16 protein-coding genes are annotated in these 19,001 nt (G+C 63.7%); 4 read left to right on the forward strand and 12 right to left on the reverse strand.

All coding sequences use genetic code 11. The features are described from left to right. Window positions 1-43 precede the first annotated feature (43 nt). Window positions 44-4,951, forward strand: a complete 4,908-nt coding sequence (locus PYR64_RS11065) for a DUF4082 domain-containing protein (protein WP_275775214.1) — start codon at window positions 44-46, stop codon at window positions 4,949-4,951. A 10-nt stretch (window positions 4,952-4,961) separates the two neighbouring features. Here the strand turns inward: PYR64_RS11065 and PYR64_RS11070 are convergent, their stop codons facing one another. The 8 genes from PYR64_RS11070 to coaD form a co-directional block, all read right to left on the reverse strand. Further along, a complete protein-coding gene (locus PYR64_RS11070) occupies window positions 4,962-6,002 on the reverse strand; it encodes a hypothetical protein (protein ID WP_275775215.1) in 1,041 nt (346 codons plus the stop codon). Beyond that, a complete protein-coding gene (locus PYR64_RS11075) occupies window positions 5,999-7,246 on the reverse strand; it encodes an MFS transporter (protein WP_275775218.1) in 1,248 nt (415 codons plus the stop codon). Before PYR64_RS11075 ends, PYR64_RS11070 begins: the two co-directional genes overlap by 4 nt. 61 nt (window positions 7,247-7,307) lie before the next feature. Continuing rightward, on the reverse strand, window positions 7,308-8,027 hold the full coding sequence (locus PYR64_RS11080; RefSeq protein ID WP_275775220.1) for a hypothetical protein: 720 nt from the start codon (window positions 8,025-8,027) through the stop codon (window positions 7,308-7,310). A gap of 183 nt (window positions 8,028-8,210) precedes the next feature. Beyond that, window positions 8,211-9,188, reverse strand: coding sequence for a bifunctional DNA-formamidopyrimidine glycosylase/DNA-(apurinic or apyrimidinic site) lyase (gene mutM, locus PYR64_RS11085; RefSeq protein WP_189076811.1), 978 nt, complete (start codon window positions 9,186-9,188; stop codon window positions 8,211-8,213). A 3-nt stretch (window positions 9,189-9,191) separates the two neighbouring features. Continuing rightward, on the reverse strand, window positions 9,192-9,902 hold the full coding sequence (gene rnc / locus PYR64_RS11090) for a ribonuclease III (protein ID WP_018776226.1): 711 nt from the start codon (window positions 9,900-9,902) through the stop codon (window positions 9,192-9,194). Window positions 9,903-9,925: 23 nt separating this feature from the next. Continuing rightward, complete coding sequence (rpmF, locus tag PYR64_RS11095; protein WP_011775139.1) at window positions 9,926-10,129, reverse strand: 50S ribosomal protein L32; 204 nt, start codon at window positions 10,127-10,129, stop codon at window positions 9,926-9,928. A 33-nt stretch (window positions 10,130-10,162) separates the two neighbouring features. Next, complete coding sequence (locus PYR64_RS11100; protein ID WP_079582429.1) at window positions 10,163-10,690, reverse strand: YceD family protein; 528 nt, start codon at window positions 10,688-10,690, stop codon at window positions 10,163-10,165. A 165-nt stretch (window positions 10,691-10,855) separates the two neighbouring features. Further along, the gene (gene coaD, locus PYR64_RS11105; protein WP_018776228.1) at window positions 10,856-11,356 is read right to left on the reverse strand and encodes a pantetheine-phosphate adenylyltransferase; all 501 of its coding nucleotides are present in this window, start codon (window positions 11,354-11,356) and stop codon (window positions 10,856-10,858) included. A 35-nt stretch (window positions 11,357-11,391) separates the two neighbouring features. Between coaD and PYR64_RS11110 the strand changes: the two genes are divergently transcribed. Further along, window positions 11,392-12,645 carry an aminotransferase class I/II-fold pyridoxal phosphate-dependent enzyme gene (locus PYR64_RS11110; RefSeq protein ID WP_275775227.1) on the forward strand — a complete coding sequence of 418 codons (1,254 nt, stop codon included), beginning with the start codon at window positions 11,392-11,394 and terminating at the stop codon, window positions 12,643-12,645. Continuing rightward, window positions 12,642-13,430 carry a fused MFS/spermidine synthase gene (locus PYR64_RS11115; RefSeq protein WP_179128447.1) on the forward strand — a complete coding sequence of 263 codons (789 nt, stop codon included), beginning with the start codon at window positions 12,642-12,644 and terminating at the stop codon, window positions 13,428-13,430. The genes PYR64_RS11110 and PYR64_RS11115 overlap by 4 nt, the downstream gene beginning before the upstream one ends. A gap of 13 nt (window positions 13,431-13,443) precedes the next feature. Here the strand turns inward: PYR64_RS11115 and rsmD are convergent, their stop codons facing one another. From rsmD to thiL, 4 genes are read right to left on the reverse strand one after another with little or no spacing between them, the layout of a single operon-like run. After that, window positions 13,444-14,010, reverse strand: a complete 567-nt coding sequence (gene rsmD, locus PYR64_RS11120; RefSeq protein ID WP_181423252.1) for a 16S rRNA (guanine(966)-N(2))-methyltransferase RsmD — start codon at window positions 14,008-14,010, stop codon at window positions 13,444-13,446. Between the two features lie 33 nt (window positions 14,011-14,043). After that, window positions 14,044-16,299, reverse strand: a complete 2,256-nt coding sequence (locus PYR64_RS11125) for an ATP-dependent DNA helicase RecG (protein WP_193591125.1) — start codon at window positions 16,297-16,299, stop codon at window positions 14,044-14,046. Then, window positions 16,289-17,296, reverse strand: coding sequence for a DAK2 domain-containing protein (locus PYR64_RS11130; protein ID WP_275775229.1), 1,008 nt, complete (start codon window positions 17,294-17,296; stop codon window positions 16,289-16,291). The genes PYR64_RS11125 and PYR64_RS11130 overlap by 11 nt, the downstream gene beginning before the upstream one ends. A gap of 22 nt (window positions 17,297-17,318) precedes the next feature. Beyond that, the gene (thiL, locus tag PYR64_RS11135; RefSeq protein ID WP_020608502.1) at window positions 17,319-18,332 is read right to left on the reverse strand and encodes a thiamine-phosphate kinase; all 1,014 of its coding nucleotides are present in this window, start codon (window positions 18,330-18,332) and stop codon (window positions 17,319-17,321) included. A 122-nt stretch (window positions 18,333-18,454) separates the two neighbouring features. Here thiL and PYR64_RS11140 point away from each other — a divergent pair, with 122 nt between their 5' ends. Then, a complete protein-coding gene (locus tag PYR64_RS11140) occupies window positions 18,455-18,964 on the forward strand; it encodes a DUF3515 family protein (protein WP_026266905.1) in 510 nt (169 codons plus the stop codon). The last annotated feature ends 37 nt before the right edge of the window (window positions 18,965-19,001 follow it).

The following is a 19,001-nucleotide window of genomic DNA, read 5'->3' on the forward strand; positions in this document are numbered from 1 at the left end:
GCAGACCCGTCGTAGCAATTGGCGTACCACTCCAGGAGTTCTCATGCCCGGTCCTTCAGCAACCCCACCTCAGCGGGCCCTCAAGGGGCTGCTCTTCACTTTGGTGCTGGCAATGGTGGCAGCGTTGCTGCCCCTGACCGCCCCCGCGGCTGTGGCGGCAGGCCCCTGCGACCCCATAGTGAACGCTGTGGCGTGTGAGAATTCCAAACCGGGCAGCCCGCCCTCGGAATGGGACATTGATGGGGCCGGGGATGACACAATCCAGGGTTTCTCCACCGAGATCAGCGTCAATGCCGGACAAGCCATCCGCTTCAAGATCGACACGAAGGCCCCCAGCTACACCATCGCGATCTACCGCACGGGCTGGTATGGAGGCAACGGTGCACGGAAGATTGCCGACGTCACTCCATCGGTCCTGCGTCAGACGCAGCCCGCATGCAGGAACGATCTGACGACCGAACTCTATGACTGCGGTACCTGGGCTGTTTCGGCCACCTGGCAGGTACCTGCGACCGCGGTCTCAGGGGTCTATATCGCCCTTCTCACACGACCGGATACGGGCGGCCAGAGCCACATCACCTTCATCGTCAGGAACGACGGAAACCGTTCATCGATCGTTTTCCAAACAGCGGACCAGACCTGGCAGGCCTACAACACGTATGGCGGCGCCGACTTCTACCAGGGGGCCGTCAACGGGCGCGCCTACAAAGTGAGCTACAACCGCCCCGTGAACACCCGGGGCGGCATCGGAGGCCGGGACTTCTACTTCGCCAACGAATATCCGATGGTGCGGTTCCTGGAACAAAACGGCTATGACGTCAGCTACGTCAGCGGCCTTGACGTTGACCGCAATGGTGCGGAGCTGCTGAACCACAAGGTATTTCTTTCCGTCGGCCACGACGAATACTGGTCCGGCCCCCAAAGGGCCAACGTTACTGCGGCCCGCGACGCGGGCGTCAACCTCCAGTTCCTTTCGGGCAATGAAATGTACTGGCGTACGCGGTTCGAGCCCTCCTCCGTGGACGGCGCCGCGGGCCGCACCTTGACCTGCTACAAGGAGACGTGGAGCAACGGAAAGATCGACCCCACCAGCCAATGGACCGGAACATGGCGGGATCCGCGCTACGCATCCCAGGCCAATGGCGGTGGTCTGCCCGAAAACGGATTGACGGGCACGCTGTATATGTCCAACTACACCGACCTTCCAGTGACGGTGTCAGCCGCTGAAGGAAAGTCGCGGTTGTGGCGCAATACCTCACTGGCTTCCCTGCCCGCAGGTTCCACTGCTGCCTTGGCGCCGCACACAGTGGGCTATGAATCCGACGAGGACCTCGATAACGGTTTCCGGCCGTCAGGTCTGATCCAGCTGTCCACAACAGTCGGCAGCGTCAGCGAGTACCTCCAGGATTACGGAAATACGGTCAAGCCCGGCACAACCACGCATCACATCACCCTTTACCGGGCGGCCAGCGGGGCTCTTGTCTTCTCGGCCGGCAGCGTCCAGTGGACCTGGGGCCTGGATCAGGAGCACGACGGCGACGGCGCCGCTGCCGATATGCGCATGCGGCAGGCTCAAGTGAACCTGTTTGCGGACATGGGCGTTCAGCCGGCAACCCGCGCGGCCGGGCTTGTTGCTGCGAGCGCGAGCTCGGATCTGACCGGCCCCACGGCGACCATCACCGCTCCAGCCAACGGCGCGACCATCGCGCACGGAAGCAGCGTGACGGTCACCGGAACTGCCACGGACACCGGCGGTGTTGTGGCCGGCGTCGAGGTTTCCACCGACGGCGGTACTACCTGGCACCCGGCCCAGGGCAAGGCTTCCTGGACCTACACCTACATCCAGAAGGGCCTGGACACCGCCGCGATCCAGGTTCGGGCCGTGGATGACAGCGCCAACATCGGAGCCGTGGCTACGAGGAACCTTGGCCTCACCGGACCCTACAGCGTCTTTGGCCAAACTGTCCCTGCCATCACCGACTCCGGAGACGGCGGAGCCTACGAAATGGGCCTGCGCTTCACGCCCTCAGTGAATGGCTTCGTGACGGGGGTCCGGTTCTACAAGAGCTCGGCCAATACCGGAACCCACACGGGTTCGTTGTGGAGCTCCACCGGCACCCGCCTGGCTACCGCCACTTTTGCCAATGAAACCGCCTCGGGCTGGCAGAGCGTGCTGTTCAGCCAGCCGGTAGCAGTTTCCGCGGGCCAAAAGTACACGGTCTCGTACTGGGCACCCAGGGGGCACTATGCCACCAAGGACTACCAGTGGGCGAGCTTTGGATTCAATGATCCGCCGTTGAAGGTTACCGGTGGTTTCGGGGCGGAGCCTGCGGGCGTCTACAACACCTCGCAAGGCTTCCCGACCACCAGTTTCAACGGTGGCAACTACTTCGTTGATGCAGTTTTCAGCACCGTGGATACTTCGCCGCTGACGGTGTCCGGGCAGTCCCCCATTCCGTCATCGTCCAGCGTCCCCGTGACCACCAAGGTCAGCGCCTCCTTCTCCAAGCCAGTGACCCCAGCCAGCGTCCAGCTGGTCCTGAAGTCTTCTGCCGGAACGGTAACGGGCACCACGAGCTATGACGCGACCACGCGCAAGGCAACGTTCACTCCGGCATCCCAGCTGGCCTTCAGCACCGTGTACACGGCAACGTTGTCAGGCACCGACACCACGGGAGGCCAGGTCACCTCGGGCGGCACGTGGACCTTCACCACCGCTGCCACGGCGTCCGTGCCGGGATCGTGCCCGTGCAGCCTCTATGACGACTCCGTCACTCCCGGCATCGCGGAAATCCAGGACGGAGTCCCGCTGACCCTGGGAGTACGGTTCACCAGTGTCTCCGCCGGTCAGGTGACCGGGGTCCGCTTCTACAAGTCAGCCGGCAACACCGGCACCCATACAGGCGCGCTCTACACAGCGGGCGGGCAGCAGCTGGCAACGGTCACCTTTGCCAATGAGAGCAGTTCCGGGTGGCAGACGGCCATGTTCAGCCAGCCGGTCCAAATGGCTGCCAATACCGAGTACATAGCTAGCTACAAGTCAACCACGGGCGCATATTCGGCAACCGCCAACGGCTTTGGGGCCGGACTGAGCGTTGGACCGTTGCGGACTGTGTCGGACGCCGGGGCCTACAGCTACAGCGGGGACTTCCCTGCTTCGAGGTCCTCCACCAGTTACCTGGTGGACGTAGTGGTGGTGGTCTCGGCGCCTCCGTTCACCGTTGGTGGCCACTCCCCCATTCCGAACGCCTCGAGCGTTCCGCTCAACACAACGGTCAGCGCGGTTCTTTCGGAAGCAGCCGTGTCCTCAAGCGTCGCTCTGTCACTCAAGACGGCCGCAGGTGCCGCCGTTGCCGGGACCACTGTCTATGACAGCAACACCCGCAAGGTGACCTTCACGCCCTCGGCACCTTTGGCGGCGGCTACTTCCTACACGGCCACGGTGACTGCTACGGCCGTTTCCGGACAACCAATGTCATCCGGTGGGACGTGGCAGTTCACCACAGTACAGGCCGCGGGCACACCCGGTTCGTGCCCGTGCACCCTGTACGAGGACACGGTGACGCCAACGACCCTCGAAGTAGATGATGGCGTGCCCTTGACCTTGGGTGTCCGCTTCACCAGCGACACTGCGGGCCAGGTGACCGGTGTGCGCTTCTACAAGTCGGCCGGCAACACCGGGACCCACACCGGATACCTCTACACGGTGGGCGGCCAGGTCCTGGCGACCGTGACGTTCACGAACGAATCCAGCACCGGCTGGCAGACTGCTACGTTCAGCCAGCCCGTGAACATCCAGGCAGACACCGAGTATGTAGCTGCCTACAAGACGCCCACAGGCAAGTACTCCTACACCTCCGGTGGCTTCGGTGAAGGCTTCACGAGGGGACCGCTGAAGACCCAGCCGGATTCGGGGGCGTACTCCTACACCAGTGACTTCCCGAGTACGGCGTCCACGGCCAGCTACCTGGTGGACCTGGTCTTCACCGTAGCCGCACCTCCCCTGTCCATCAGTGCCCAGGTGCCCGCTCCAGGAGCCGCCGCCATTCCCACGGACGTGAAACCATCCATCACGTTCTCCACCGCCATCAATCCGGGCGCCACGTTCACTTTGACCGCGAACGGATCCTCTGTCGCAGGAACGGCAGCACTCTCAGCTGACGCCCGCACCATCACGTTCACGCCGACGGCCGCCCTTCCCGCCAACACCCAGATATCCGCCAACGTCTCGGGCGTGGCCACCCCGCAGGGGCAATCCCTGCCCCCGACCACCTGGCAGTTCACCACGGCGGCGGCAGCGGTCCAGCAATCGACGATCTTCGGTTCGTTGCTTCCCCAGGTTGCAGCCAACTCCGACCCGCTTTCGGTGGAGCTCGGAACTGCCTTCACGGTGTCCCAGGCGGGGAACGTCACAGGGATCCGCTTCTACAAGGGAACCGGGAACACAGGCACCCATGTTGGTTCGCTGTGGAACGCCGCAGGCACCAGGCTGGCACAGGTGACCTTCACCAACGAAACGGCCACCGGCTGGCAAACCGCCACCTTGGCAACCCCGGTTGCCTTGTCTACCGGACAGACCTATGTGGTCTCCTACCGGGCGCCAAACGGCCGCTACTCCTCAACGCAGGGATTCTTTAACCAGACATGGACGAGCGGAGTGTTCACGGCCTCGGGCCCCAACAACGGACGCTACCGGTACGGCTCAGGCGGCGTGATGCCCACCAGTTCCTGGAACGCCACGAACTACTTCGTGGATGTGGTGTACTCCACCGCAGCTCCAGCCCAGCAGCAGGCGGCGCCGTCACCATCACCTACTGCCACGCCGACAGCAACCCCAACAGCAACAGCGACAGCGACCCCGACCCCGTCACCGACAGCGAGCCCGTCACCGAGTCCGTCACCCAGCCCGACCCAGACTGGACTCGTCTGCGGCTTGCTCGGGATCTGCTGAAGCAACAACGTCAGCGAACGACGCTGGGCGACCAACCATGGGCAATGAACATGCTTGGTTGGGCGCCCGGTTCCGTTTCCAGCTTCCAGATGTTGCTGTCCCCGTCCGTTGTCTCGTCCGGCAAGCCATAGAGAAGGCTCCGGTCATCGAGCCACTCGATTTGGTCATCCACACTGCGCTTTTCGGCAAGGACGGTCTCGCGTCCGCTGGCGAGGTCAAGAACCGCGATGTTCCAGTGCGCTGCCAGCGCGCCGCCGTCGTTCTTCTTGTACGCGATCCGGGTCCCGTCCGGGGAAATCGAAGGACACTCCACGTTGTCATGGACAGCCGTCAAAGTCCTTGCTGACAGGCTCCCCCGCACCAGCCAGATGCGTCCGGAGGCGGCCGCAGTGGCATAGAAAACATCCGCCTGGTCCGGTGCGAAGGTCACCCCCCAGATGTTGCGGTCGGTAGCCTGCAACCGTTCGCCGTTGACCAGCAGGGCGAAGTCCTCGAGGTTGCCGGTGGAACCGCCTGGGAGGCTGATTTCGGTGGCGGTGGAAAATCCTGCTGTCGCATAGGAGTGGCCGGTGACGAACACCGTAGTGGCAATATTGGAGCCGTCGGGGCTGATCCGGGTCCGGCTGGGGATCCCGGGAAGCGGCCAGGCCCGTTGCTGCTCCCAGTTACGGTTGAACACCTCGGCTTCAAAAGAGGTCACCAGCCCCCGGTTGGTGCGCAAACACACCACCTGCTCCGGCGAGCCGTAGACCCGGTCGCATTCCTGGCCGCTCACGGCCCGGCTACCTCCGGGATCCGACAACGGAACAGTTGCGGCGTTCCCGTACCCCTGCCCTGACGCGGTGTTCCGGAACAGCACGAACGGAGCACCGGGGAGCTGTCCGCCGGCTGAGGTCCCCACGGACGAGGCCGCCGTCCGGCTTTCCTCGAAGCGTTGGTAGGCCCCCACCGCGTAGACGCCCGCTGCGACAAGGACCAGTACAGTGACCACCAGGAGGACACCCCACCGCACCTTCCCCGTGGGGGCGCCGCCGGAGGCGCGATCCCTCATGCTTCGTCGCTCACGTCGGCCGGGACATCACGCTTGGCACCACGGAGGATGAAAACCACAGCCACAACGGCACAGGCCAAAAGCGCCCCTGCCAAGAGCATCGCGGCGGAAGCGCCAACGGCGTACCACAGCACACCGAAACCGGCCGAGGCCAGCATGCGGGTCAGAGCCACCACAGTCTGCGCGGAGGCGATTCCCGTGGCGAGTTTTCCCGACGGCGTCAGCTGGCTGGCCAGCGCGGCCAAGACGCCGTCAGTGCCTGCGTAAAAGGCACCCAGCAGGACCAAACAGCCCAGCGTCGCCCAAAGCCCGCCGAAAGGAGCCGCGGCCAACGAATACGTAGCAAGCAGCGCAACGTGCCCGGCGACGAACACCGGGATCTTCCCCACGCGGTCTGCCAGCCGTCCCAGCGGAATGGCCAAAGCAAGAAACACCACGTTGGTGCCCACAAAAAGCAGGGGAAACCACTGGACCGCGAACGAATCCCTGTCCTGCAGGACCAGGTAGATGAAACCGTCGCCAATCGTGACCAGGCCCAAGAGCCCTGCCGCGATCAGCAGCTTGCCCAAACCCGGTTCCTTCAAATGGCTCCAGGAAAATGCGAAAAGCCTGCGGTCCTGCCGTGCCCCGGCTCCCTTCAGGGCCTTGGCCTGAATGTCGGGCACCACCAGGGCAAGGACGGCGACACCGATCACCGCGAAGGCCAGGGACACCACGAACACGGTGCTGAACCCGTTGGGAATCATCAACAGCACAAAGAAGGCGATCAACGGACCCGCTGCCGCGCCGATGTTGTCCAGCATCCGGTGCACGCCGAACGATCTCGCCAGATGCTGCGGCTGCGCCGAGACTGAAATCAGCGCATCACGCGGAGCGGTCCTGATGCCTTTGCCGATGCGGTCACCGGTAACAATGGCCGCAATCGCCCAAAAACCCCCGGCGAAAAGGAAACCGATCCTGGCGAGCATGGACAAGCCATAGCCCGCCAAAGCTATCCGTTTGGGGTGGCCGCTGCGGTCGGCGGCCCAACCTGCGGCGATCCTGACGATGGCGCTGGCACCTTGGTTGATGCCGTCGATGACACCGAAAGCGATGGTGGACAGGCCCAGGAAACCTGTCACGTACAGGGGCAGGACGGCCGACACCGACTCCGAGGACACATCGGTGACCATACTGACAATGCCCAGCCACAGGATCACCGGGGACAAGCGGAACGGCACCTCGCTGGATAGTGCCGTCCCCATGCCCTGCGGTTTATCCCGCTTACCGCCGCTGCGGTCCGAAAGGGAAATATACATGGGTGCCCTAATCTGCCGCCGTGTGCAGGCTGCCCAGAAGCTGGAAGCGCGAGCTGCCTGTCCCTGTGGTTGATACCGAAACGGTCACCGTATCCGCGCCCCTCACGAACCGTGCAGCCATGGCACCGTCAGCGGCTGGAGCGTCTTCGGACCAGAATCCATGCGATACCAAGGAATCTCGGAAGGAACCCAGCACCTCTGCCTGGGGCTTGTCGATGATGCCATCAGCTGCGACCTGGAGCGTGTTGCCCGAGGTCGACACGGAGGTTGAACCGATGGTCGAGCCCGCTGGCAAGGTGAGGATCCCTGCGGGCCAGCCGTCCACCATTTCACCGGCTGCGGTACCAGGCTCCGGCAAGGCTCCGGTGATCAGTGGAGCGGGAGCAGTTGGCGCGGGCAGCCCTGTCGGTGTTGCCGTCACAGGGGGAAGGACTTCCAGTGGCTGGCCGGCGGACGGTGACGAACCGCCGTCGTCACCGTTTTCAGTACCTCCGCTTGCTGAAGCATCCGACGGCGAACTGCCGGAGCCGGGTGCCTCGGCGCCTTGCGACGTGGTTCCCGCCGAAGCTGTTGACCCGGGGACAGTCGAGCCCGGGCGTGGCGACGACGAGGACGTCGTCTGCGCCGAAGGGGCCGGCTTCACCGCCAGTTGGTCAAAGAGTATTGCGACGGCGGCGATCAGCACGGCAAGGCATATGCCTGCGATGACCAGCCGCCGCGCCATCATGGCATGACCGGAAGAACAGCCCCGCCCGGCCGCGGATTTACGGCGTGGGACTCAGGGGCGGCGGGTAGAAGTGACGCCACCTGCGACGAGGTGGCGTTCGGCCGTGCGATGGCGATGTACCGCACCAAGCGTTTCATGGGGACAGTCTGCCATTCACGCCACGATTCCGGAACAGTTTTGGCGCTACCAGCGCCCATTCCGTGGGCGGGGCTGGCAAACCGGGCAGGTGTAGGAGGAACGGTTCATGAATTGTTCCCGTTTGATGACACTCTGAAGCCCCTTCCCGGCACAACGCAGGCAGTATTCACCGGCCCGCCCGTAGGCGTTGAGGGAGCGCGCGAAGTAGCCGGAATCGCCGTTGACGTTAACGTAGAGGGAGTCGAAGCTGGTCCCGCCGGCGGCCAAGGCGGCGTCCATGACATCCTTAACGGCCGAGATGAGCCGCTCGGCGTCTGCCCGTCGCAAGGTATCGGTGGGCCGTGCGTAGTGGAGCTGCGCCTTCCACAGGGCCTCGTCGGCGTAGATGTTGCCGATACCGGAGATGACTCCCTGGTCCAGCAGGGCACGCTTCAGGCCCGTCTTCCGCTTCTTGACGTTCCGGTAGAACGCGTCGAATGAGAACCACGGATCCAACGGATCCCTTGCTATGTGCGAGGCTTCCTCGGCGATCTCCGGCAGCGGCGTCTCGCCCAGGCCTCCGGGCCCGGAGTCCGGGGTGGGCACAAGGGAGGTCACGAAGAGTCCGCCGAAGATCCTCTGGTCCACGAACCTGAGTTGTTCCGGCATGCCCTCCACCGGGCTCAGCGAGATCCTGACCTTGAGGTGTTTTTCGTCCGGCACGTCCGGATCCTGCATGAGAAGTTGTCCGCTCATTCCCAGATGGGCCATAAGCGCGACCTTGGGCAGGGTCGCGACCTCGGGAAGGGTCCCGTCACCGGTGGCGGACACACCGTCCATGGAGAGAGGCATCCACAGGAACTTTCCCCGCCGCACGACGTCAAGCACCGTGGCGTGTTCCAGATTCCCCACGAAGTCTTCGGTCCCAAGGGTGTGGCGCCTGATGGAGCGCGGGTCCAGCACCTCGACGGCTGTGATGGTCCGGCCCCTGACCCATCGGGCAAGGCCACGGCGCACCACTTCTACTTCGGGAAGCTCAGGCATGGATCAAGCGGACGCCGGACCAGTCGGGGTCGTGTCCAGGGCAGTCAGGGCACGCCAGGCATCGGCGGCCGCTTCCTGCTCTGCTTCCTTCTTGGAGTGACCGGAACCGCGTCCGTAGGGTGTTCCGCCAATGTTCAGTACGGCTTCGAAAGTCCGCGCGTGATCCGGTCCGGAGCCTTCCACCGCATAGTGGATGGCGCCCAATTGCCGGCTGGCGGTGAGCTCCTGGATGCTGGTCTTCCAGTCCGTGCCGGCGCCCAGGGCACCTGCGTCCTTCAGGAGGGGTCCCACGAGCCGCATGACCAGCTGGCGTGCGGTTTCGATGTCGTTTGACAGATAAGTGGCACCGATCAGCGCCTCCATGGTGTCAGCCAGGATGGAGGCTTTGTTCTTGCCGTCAGTAAGCTTTTCGCCTTGGCCGAGGTAGATGAACTCGCCGACGCCGATCTCACGGCCGATTCCGGCCAGAGCGCGCGTACTGACGACGGCGGAGCGGCGCTTGGCAAGCTCGCCTTCAGGCAGCGTGGGGTTCTCACGGTAAAGGGAATCGGTCACGGAGAAACCCAGGATGGAGTCGCCGAGGAACTCAAGGCGCTCGTTGGTGGGGATCCCGCCGTTCTCATACGCGTATGAGCGATGTGTGAGAGCAAGACGAAGCGTCTCGGTGTCAATGGAGACACCGAGACGCTTCAGAAGCTCTTCAGTTGAAGACATCCTTAGTCAGCCTCTACGGCAGATTAGGCGTCTGCGACCTTGCGGCCCTTGTATTCAAGGAACAGCGCGGTGCCGGCAGAGTCAGTAACGACCTTTGCCTGGTGCGGCAGGCTGTAGGTAACCTGACCGTTTTCGATGGTCTTGACCAAGTTGGGGGCAGTTGCCTTCCACTGGGCACGGCGGGCGCGTGTATTTGCGCGAGACATTTTCCGCTTGGGAACAGCCACGGCTATCTCATTTCTCTCTTAGACGAACACTTACTAATCGGTTTGCCGGTCAGTCTTAGCCAGATCAGCTAGGGCAGCCCAGCGAGGGTCAATGACCTCGTGGTGGTGCCCCGGCTCGTCTTCCAGGCGCGCTCCACATTCGGAGCACAGACCCTGGCAGTCTTCCCGGCACACCGGCTGGAACGGCAGCATAGTGACAACTGCGTCCCGCAACACCGGCTCAAGATCGATCAGATCGTACTCGACTCGACGTTGCTCTTCATCGTCTTCTTCGGCCGAAAGCTCAGCACCTTCGTAGAAGAAAAGTTCTTGCACATTGACCTCAAGGTCATACGCAAGGGGATCCAGGCATCGCCCACACTCGCCGGTTACTTCGACGATCGCGGATCCGGATACCAGAATTCCTTCGTGTACGGCCTCAAGACGAAGATCCAGCTCGATATCCGAGCCTTCCTTTACGCCAATGAGCGCCACACCAAGGTCACTTGGCGCAGGTACATGCTCGTTGAGTGTCCGCATGGTCCCTGGACTGCGTCCAAGGTCCTTGACTACCAGCGCCAAGGGCGAACTTGCATCTCGCTTAATGAGAACTCCTGTAGAACATATGACCGACGTACCATCTTAGCCTGATCACGCTTGAGGACTCAAACCGGCACCGGGCGCGCACAGAAGCACGCTGGTTTCAGCTTGGGGAACTCTGCGTGAGGGCGCAGGTACCCGACAAGCCTACCCCTTGCGGGGCGCTTCAGTGGGCGGCTCGCCTGCAAGGAGCCGCTTCAACACAGATTTGGGGACGTAATCAGAGATGTCCCCGCCCAGGACATTGACTTCCTTGATCAGGGTGGAGGACAGGTGGACGTAGTGCGCTTCGGCGGGCAGGAAGACGGTTTCGACGCCGGTCAACTGGCGGTTCATCGTGGCCATCGGCAACTCGTAGTCGAAGTCCGAGGACGAGCGCAGGCCTTTGACGATCGCCGAAACGCCCCTGTGGCGGCAATACTCGGCCAGCAGGCCTTCACCCATGGGCTCCACGATGATTCCGCGCAGGGAAGCCAACGTTTCGCGTGCCATCTCCATCCGGTCTTCGAGGCTGAACCGGTACTTTTTGGCGTAATTGGTGGACACGGCAACGATGACTTCATCGAACAGGCCGGCGGCCCGGGCAATGACTTCGAGATGTCCATTGTGGATGGGGTCAAAGGATCCAGGGCATACCGCGCGTCTCATGAGACGAACCTACCCCATGGCTTCGCCGGGATACCATGGCTGCCATGGCATCAGCAGGCAGCAGCGCTCCCCTTATTGGAACTTCAGCCGACGCTCCGGCACCTTGGAAACGGGCCGCTATGGGAGCCAACCTGCTCTCACCTGCCGGGGACCTGGGAGTCACCATCTTCGAAGAAATGACCACACTGGCTGTGTCCACCGGAGCCATCAACCTCGGTCAGGGCTTTCCCGACGAGGACGGCCCCGTAGAGATCAAGGACGCAGCGCAGGCCGCCATTGCGGCAGGAGCGAACCAGTATGCGCCAGGCAAGGGGGTTGCCGCATTGCGGGAGGCCGTCTCGGCCCACCAGCAACGGTTTTACGGCCTGGACCCGGATCCCGACAATGAAGTCCTTGTCACTACGGGAGCAACCGAGGCCATCGCAGCGGCGCTGCTTGCCTTCGTCCAACCCGGCGACGAGGTCCTGACCTTCGAGCCTTTCTACGACTCGTACGGTGCCATCATCGGGATGTCCGGCGCCAAGCATGTCACCGCTCCCCTGCTGGCCCCTGATTTCCTGCCGGACCTCGAAACGTTGGAAGAAGCCTTCAGCAGCAGAACCAAAATTGTCCTCCTGAACAACCCGCACAACCCCACGGGTGCCGTATTTCCGCAGAGCGTCCTCGCCAGGATCGTGGAATTGGCCGTCAAATACGGCGCCATCATCCTCAGCGACGAAGTGTATGAGCATCTCACCTTCGGAGTGCCGCACATCCCGGTGACCACCTTGCCCGGCGCCGCCGAACGAACCATCACCATCTCCTCCGCCGGCAAGACGTTTTCCTTCACCGGATGGAAGATCGGCTGGCTCACCGGACCGGCACACCTGGTGGCAGCTGTACGCACCGTGAAGCAATTCCTGACCTACAGCTCCGGCACGCCATTCCAGGGCGCCATCGCGGTCGGACTGGGCCTTCCCGACGCGTTTTACCAGGGCATTGCCGATACCCTCCGGCAAAAGCGCGACATCCTCGCCGAAGGCCTCCGCGCCGCAGGCTTCGGCGTTTTCAACCCCAGCGGCACGTATTTCATCAACGTCGATACCGCGCCGCTGGGCATCAGGGATTCCGTTGATCTCGCCAGGCGCCTGCCCGGACTCGTCGGAGTGGCTGCCATCCCTGTTCCGGTCTTCTGTCATCCGGAAGGCGCCGAACGCACCCGCAGCCTACTGCGTTTTGCCTTCTGCAAGAAGATCGACGTCCTGGAAGAAGCTGCCGGGCGCCTGGCTACGCTCAAGGAACGCCTGTGAATTCCCGGGATTCCGGCCATGCCGCCCGCTTCCTCCGCACCAGCGGCCAGCACGCCACGATCGATACAGACCCCCTCGTGGAGGGCAGCTTCATCCTGAGCATCGGCGGAGCCGAACAGTCACACGTGAACCTGGCGGCGCCCGGTGAGATCTTCTATGAATACCTCCGCAGGATCGGGCACGTGGTGGACCTGGCCGCAGAACCTGGCCGCCCCATCCGGGCCCTTCATCTGGGCGCCGGAGCACTTACACTGGCCCGCTACATCCAGGCCACCCGACCGGGCTCCGAACAGTACGCCGTTGAACTGGAACGTGAACTCCTGGACTTTGTCCTCCAGAAACTGCCGATGCCCGACGGTACAAGGCTGACCTCCCATATCGGCGACGCGCGCGACGCATTGGCGCAGCTTCCCGCCGAGGCGGGGTTCGACGTCGTCATCCTTGACATCTTTTCCGGGCCCGAGGCCCCTTCCCATATCGCCTGCCGGGAATTCTATGAAGAGGCAGCAGCCCGGCTGGCTCCCGATGGCGTCCTCATCGTCAATGTGGGCGACGAGCCGGCGCTCACGCTTGTCCGCAGCCAGGTCTCAGCGCTGCGCAAGGCCATGCCGGATGTTGCTGCGTTCGCGGAGGCCGGCATGTTTGAAGGCCGCTATCCGGGCAACATAATTTTGGTCGGCACACGTACGCCATGGCCCGCGGAATGGACAGCTGAACTATTGGCCCGCGGCCCCCACCCGGCTGCCGTCCTGACGGGCGTGGACCTGGACCGGATCACAGGCTAAACGGAACCAGTGCTCACGCCGGTTCAGCGAACCACAGCTTGGTCTCCCCGTACTTTTTGTCGGCGAAACACTCCAAGGCATCCGGCCACGACGGTTCGGGGCTGCGGGAACTGCGCTCCACCACCACAACGGCGGCATCGTCCAGGTGCAGTGCCAGCTTTTCGAGCACCGCAGCCAGCGCCGGTTCGTCCAGGGGGTAGGGCGGGTCAAGGAAGACCAGGTCCCACACCAAAGCATCGCCTGCACGCTCCAGGAACGATTCCACCTTGGAACGGTGGACGGAAACCTTCTTGGACCCCAGGGTCTGGTTGACCAGGTCCGCGTTCCGTTGGCAGACGTCGCTTGCCTTGGCATCGAACTCCACCAGGTCCACGCTGCGCGCGCCCCGGCTGGCGCTCTCGACGCCCAGCGAACCCGAGCCCGCGTAGAGATCCAGGACCCGCGCGCCGTCGATCACCGCCAACGATTCCAGACGCGAAAACAGGGCCTCCTTGACGCGGTCCGTCGTGGGTCTGGTGGCATTGCCGGGGACGCTTGCCAGAGGGTTTCCGCCGGCAACTCCGGCGATGATGCGGCTCACAGGCATACTCCTTGCGGGCCTTTGCCGGGGCTTCTAACCGCGTTCAAGGAACGCCTCCTTCTCAGGGTTCAGGTACTGATCTATCGCGGCGGCAAGCGCGGGCTGGTCCGCCAACGCGGGATCGTCCGCCACCAGGGACTGGGCGTCGGCCCTTGCACGGGCAATGATGTCCTCGTGCTCAAGGACCCGGAGCAGCTTCAAAGTGGAGCGTCCGCCGGACTGTGAAGCCCCCAGGATGTCACCTTCACGGCGCAGCTTGAGGTCCTCCTGCGACAATTCAAAACCGTCGGTAGTGGACGCAACCGCCTCCAGGCGGCGCCGGCTCGGATGCCCGGGCTCCAGGGTGGTCACCAGCAGGCACGTGCCCGGAAGCCCGCCGCGCCCCACACGTCCCCGCAATTGGTGGAGCTGGGAAATGCCGAAACGGTCAGCATCAAGGATCACCATCAACGTGGCATTGTGGACATCCACGCCCACTTCGATGACAGTGGTGGAAACCAGGACCTTGGTCTCATTGGACGCAAAAGACGCCATGGTTTCAGACTTCATTTGCGGATCCTGCCGTCCGTGCAGGGGTGCCACTGGAACACCAGCCAGGGACGGCTCCTGCAGGAGGCCCTCGACGACGGCAGTCACCGACGCGAGCTCCCTCGCCCCGCCCTCGTCCTGGAGTTCCGCTTCGCTCGGTTCCGATTCGCCGGGACTGAAGTCGCCGTCGTCGTCCGATCCGATCTTGGGGCACACCACATAGACCTGGTGTCCCGCGTCGACTTCCTCGCGCGACCGCTTCCAGATGCGGTCAGCCCAACCCGGGTTTTCCGAGAGCCCCACCACATGCGTGGAGATAGGGGCTCGTCCGGCGGGAAGCTCGTCGAGGATGGAGGTCTCAAGGTCACCGAACACAGTCATGGCGACGGTACGCGGAATGGGAGTTGCGGTCATCACCAGCAAGTGGGGAGGACGTTGTGCTTTTGCCCGGAGGGCATCGCGCTGCTCCACCCCGAAGCGGTGCTGCTCATCGACCACAATCAGGCCGAGATCCTGGAAACTCGTCTTGTCACTCAGCAGGGCATGCGTGCCGATGACGATCCCGGCATTCCCGGACGCCGCATCAAGCATTGCCTGCTTTCGTGCCGCGGTGGGCATGGAACCGGTCAGCAAGGTTACCTGGACGGCTTGCTGCCCGGAGTCTCCGCCGAGCATGCCTGCCCCGCCAAAGATATGGTCGCGGGCAAGTGGGCCCAGGGTCCGGCGGATTGAATCGAAATGCTGGGCGGCAAGGACCTCGGTGGGTGCGAGGAGCGCGGCCTGGCCTCCGGCATCCACGACTTGGAGCATGGCGCGCAGGGCAACGATTGTTTTGCCGGAACCCACTTCGCCTTGCAGGAGCCGGTTCATGGGCGTATCCCGACCCAGCTCCTCGGCCAGGGTCTTTCCGACGGCGGACTGGCCGGCGGTCAGCGTGAACGGGAGGTTCCGGTCGAAGGTGCTGAGGAGGCCCCCGGGCAGCGGTCGCCTGGCTGTGGCTTCCTCGGCCGCAAGCTGGGCGCGCCTCCTCGCCAAGGCAGTCTGCAGGACCAAAGCTTCCTGGTATCGGAATCGTTCCTGCGCCCGTTGCCAGTCCTTGGGGGTCTCCGGCGAGTGGATCAGCCGATACGCCTCAGCGACGCTCAGCAAACCGTCCCTCCCGGCAAGATGCGCCGGGATCGGGTCCTCCAGCCCGTCAAGGTCCATGGTCTGCAGGAGCGCAGTGATCACTTTGTGAATGGACCAACTGGTCAGTTTGGCTGTCGCCGGGTACACCGGAATAGGCATGGCGGCCAGCTTCGCAGGGTCCACGGAGCCTTCGGCTTCAGGGTCCTCGTCGAGCAACAGGAAGTCGGGGTTGGTCAGGCCAAGAGCCCCACCGTAGCGTGTCACCTTCCCCGAAAACATGGCCCGGCGACCGGCCAGCAGCTCCGCCTTGGCGCGGAACCCGTTGAAGAAACTCACCTTCAGGGTCCCCGCGACACCGCTTCCGCCGGCTTCATCGGTGACGACGACATCTGTGATGGAACCACGGCGGGCGCGCATCTGGCGGGTGCTGTTGGACAGGACGCGGGCGATGAGCGTGACTTCCTCGTCCAACGGCAGGTTGCTGATGGGCGTCAGCTCTCCGCGGCTCAGGTAACGCCGCGGGAAGTAGTTCAGCAGGGCACCGGTTGATTTGAGGCCCAGGTGTTTATCGATAACTGCCGCGGACCGCTTACCGATCCTGCGTTCGAGGGGCAGTTCCAGTTCAGTAATCATGCCGTGGCTGGCCTGAATCATGCCGGGGCAGGGCAAGCTGGCTGACGGCGATATCGCTCGGTTCCCCGAGCGAACGGATCAGTTCCACGGCCGGAGCGGGATCCGGAACGTGGACGTGGACACGCCAACGGTAACTGGCCTCCATCGGCGATTCCTCGTCATCGTCGTCGTCGTTCCGGGCACCCCCGACCTGGCTCATGATGACGGAGTCGCCCATCTCATCCAGCCTTTGCCGCAGGATGGCAGCGTTGAGCGGGGAAAGGCTGATGGTGCACATGACCTCCACGCCGTCATCTGCCGGCATGTGCTCATGGATGTGTGGATCCTGCAGCTTGTAGCCGTGCAGGTTGTCCAGCATTTCGTCCTGCAGTTCCTCGCCGAGCACTGCGGAACGAAGACAGTCCAATACCAGGAGCATGCCCACGCCGCCGGCGTCGACCACGTGCGCTTCCTGCAACTGGGCGAGCTCATCCTCGGTGCGAAGAACGGCTTGGTAGGCAGCTTCCACCACGGCATCGAGCGACAACCCCAGCGCATGGTTGCTGTCGTCGCCGTCCTGCTCTGCGTCGACCCGCTGTGCGGCATGGGCGGCGGCTTCCAGGACTGAAAGCATGGTTCCGGCCACGGGCTCGCTGAGCGCGGACCAGGCACGTATCTGGGCCCTGTTAAGTGCGGTAGCCAGGAGCGGGGCACTAAGGCGTGTTTTGCCTGCCAAAGGTTCAGCGGCCGCGCACAGGAAGACCGCGAACAACGTTCCCGAATTCCCCCGCGCTTGCTCCATGGCTGCCTGGCCGGCCATTGACAGAACCGCGCCAACATCGTGGCCTGATTCTGACGCCGCAACGGCAGGTTCATCCAAGGCAGAAACGGCAGCACGGACTGTCAGATACAGGTTTGTGCCCGTGTCGCCGTCGGCGACGGGAAAGATGTTGATCGCATTAAGGCGGTCGCTGTGGTTTCCGAGGACCACCTCCGCCTTGCCGAGCCAACGTTTCATGGCGTGCGCATTCGCGGCGATCTTAGTCTGCAAAGTGATCCCATCCAACGGTGTCAGCAGCATGCCCGGCAATCCGGACGCCGCTGCCTGGCGGCTCGACAACGGCTTGAACTGAGCCTATCGCAGTGAAGCCCTGCGGCAGCTGAATACCGGCTGGGAACGTGGCCAGCAAGCCGTGGTCTTCTCCCCCGCCAAGGACCCATGCCATGGCGTCGGCACCCAGCAAGGCAGCTGCCGGTTCCAGCACGGCGGCATACTTTTTCAACGCGATGGGATCGAAGTCCAGCACGGCACCACTGGCGGTGGCCAGCCGGGCGCCGTCGCGCAACAGACCGTCGGAGATGTCCAGCATTGCAGTGGCGCCGGCCCTCGCTGCAAGCGGTCCTGCTGCCAGCGGCGGAAGAGGCCTGCACTGGTTCCCCACGAAACCCCGCAGCTCCTCGTCAAGCTTCTCAAGCGGGACATCGCTTTCAAGCAGCGCCCAGCCTGCGGCTGCCCGGCCGAGCGTGCCGGCAACCGCCGCCACATCCCCTGGCCGGGCGCCAGAGCGCAGCACCGGCGCCATTCCGGCAAGAGTTCCGACGACGGCGACCGTCACGGCGAGTTCGCGGCCCCGGCCGAGGTCCCCTCCGGCAACAGAGCAGTCCGGTGCCCCCAGCTCGACGATGGCTGCAGTGAGGCCGTCCGCAAAAGCCTCCACCCAATCGACGGGAGTGGACGGCGGCATGGTCAGGCTCACCACCAGCGAGGTGGCAGTGCCTCCCATGGCATTGATGTCACTGAGGTTCTGCGCCGCGGCCTTCCAGCCGACGTCGTAGCCGCTGGTCCTGTAGCCGTTGTTCCACTGCAGCCTGAAGTCCTGGTCCTGCGTTTGGGTATCTATGGAAATCAGGGTGCGGCCGTCCGGGGCCGCTACGAGGGCTGCATCATCACCGGGTCCCAGCAGGACGCCGGGGCTGCTGTTCAGCCGGGGAAAGATCCGGGCGAGGAGCTCGGACTCCGAAAGGTCTTGGACGGTCACTTGTTCTGCGGGCACGGTTCTACGCTATCGCGATCCACCGACACAATAATGACGGGCTGCCCCTGCGGCGGCTTCGCGGGAATGTGACCCACGCTACCCACGTCGGGCAGGCAGTCCATGCGGGATAGGCTGGAAGGATGCATCGAAAGACCCTCCACAGGACTGCCATGGCCATTTCCCTGGCCTCTGCATCCGTGCTCGCTTTGTCGGCCTGTTCACCTGCCGTTGACGTCACTGCTGCCGCGGACGCCGCCAACCCTGCCTGCGCCCCCATGATGGTGGCCCTGCCCGACAAGATCGGCGATGCTGCCCTCCGCAAGACCAACAGCCAGGCGACGGCAGCATGGGGCGATCCGTCCCAGATCATCCTGCGCTGTGGTGTGAATGTCCCCGGACCCACGACGGACCGCTGTGTCAGCGTCAATAACATCGATTGGGTCATCAAGGAGGGCGACCCCGTGTACACGCTGACCACATTCGGCCGCGAGCCCGCCACGGAAATCCTGGTCGACCCGGTCAAACTGGAGGCTGCCAACATCAGCTCCGCAACTGTCCTGACCGAGCTCGCCGCCGCCGTCGGAAAAATCAAGGCCAGCGGCAAGTGCGTAGGCCAGGAAGACCTGCAGAACCTGCCGACAGGCAAATAGCGGCGATGCTTGGGCGCCGCCTGCCGAGGCAGGCAGT

It is taken from the genome of Paenarthrobacter sp. Y-19 (genome assembly GCF_029223985.1).
GTDB classification, from domain to species: Bacteria; Actinomycetota; Actinomycetes; order Actinomycetales; family Micrococcaceae; genus Arthrobacter; species Arthrobacter nicotinovorans.

Excerpts from the sequence above, each read along its gene's own strand:
- PYR64_RS11140 (WP_026266905.1), top strand. The coding sequence starts at position 18,455 with ATGCATCGAAAGACCCTCCACAGGACTGCCATGGCCATTTCCCTGGCC.
- PYR64_RS11110 (WP_275775227.1), top strand. The coding sequence starts at position 11,392 with ATGGCTGCCATGGCATCAGCAGGCAGCAGCGCTCCCCTTATTGGAACT.
- PYR64_RS11080 (WP_275775220.1), bottom strand. The coding sequence starts at position 8,027 with ATGATGGCGCGGCGGCTGGTCATCGCAGGCATATGCCTTGCCGTGCTG.
- PYR64_RS11075 (WP_275775218.1), bottom strand. The coding sequence starts at position 7,246 with ATGGGGACGGCACTATCCAGCGAGGTGCCGTTCCGCTTGTCCCCGGTG.
- mutM (WP_189076811.1), bottom strand. The coding sequence starts at position 9,188 with ATGCCTGAGCTTCCCGAAGTAGAAGTGGTGCGCCGTGGCCTTGCCCGA.
- PYR64_RS11065 (WP_275775214.1), top strand. The coding sequence starts at position 44 with ATGCCCGGTCCTTCAGCAACCCCACCTCAGCGGGCCCTCAAGGGGCTG.
- PYR64_RS11070 (WP_275775215.1), bottom strand. The coding sequence starts at position 6,002 with ATGAGGGATCGCGCCTCCGGCGGCGCCCCCACGGGGAAGGTGCGGTGG.
- PYR64_RS11130 (WP_275775229.1), bottom strand. The coding sequence starts at position 17,296 with ATGAAACGTTGGCTCGGCAAGGCGGAGGTGGTCCTCGGAAACCACAGC.
- coaD (WP_018776228.1), bottom strand. The coding sequence starts at position 11,356 with ATGAGACGCGCGGTATGCCCTGGATCCTTTGACCCCATCCACAATGGA.
- rnc (WP_018776226.1), bottom strand. The coding sequence starts at position 9,902 with ATGTCTTCAACTGAAGAGCTTCTGAAGCGTCTCGGTGTCTCCATTGAC.
- PYR64_RS11125 (WP_193591125.1), bottom strand. The coding sequence starts at position 16,299 with ATGATTACTGAACTGGAACTGCCCCTCGAACGCAGGATCGGTAAGCGG.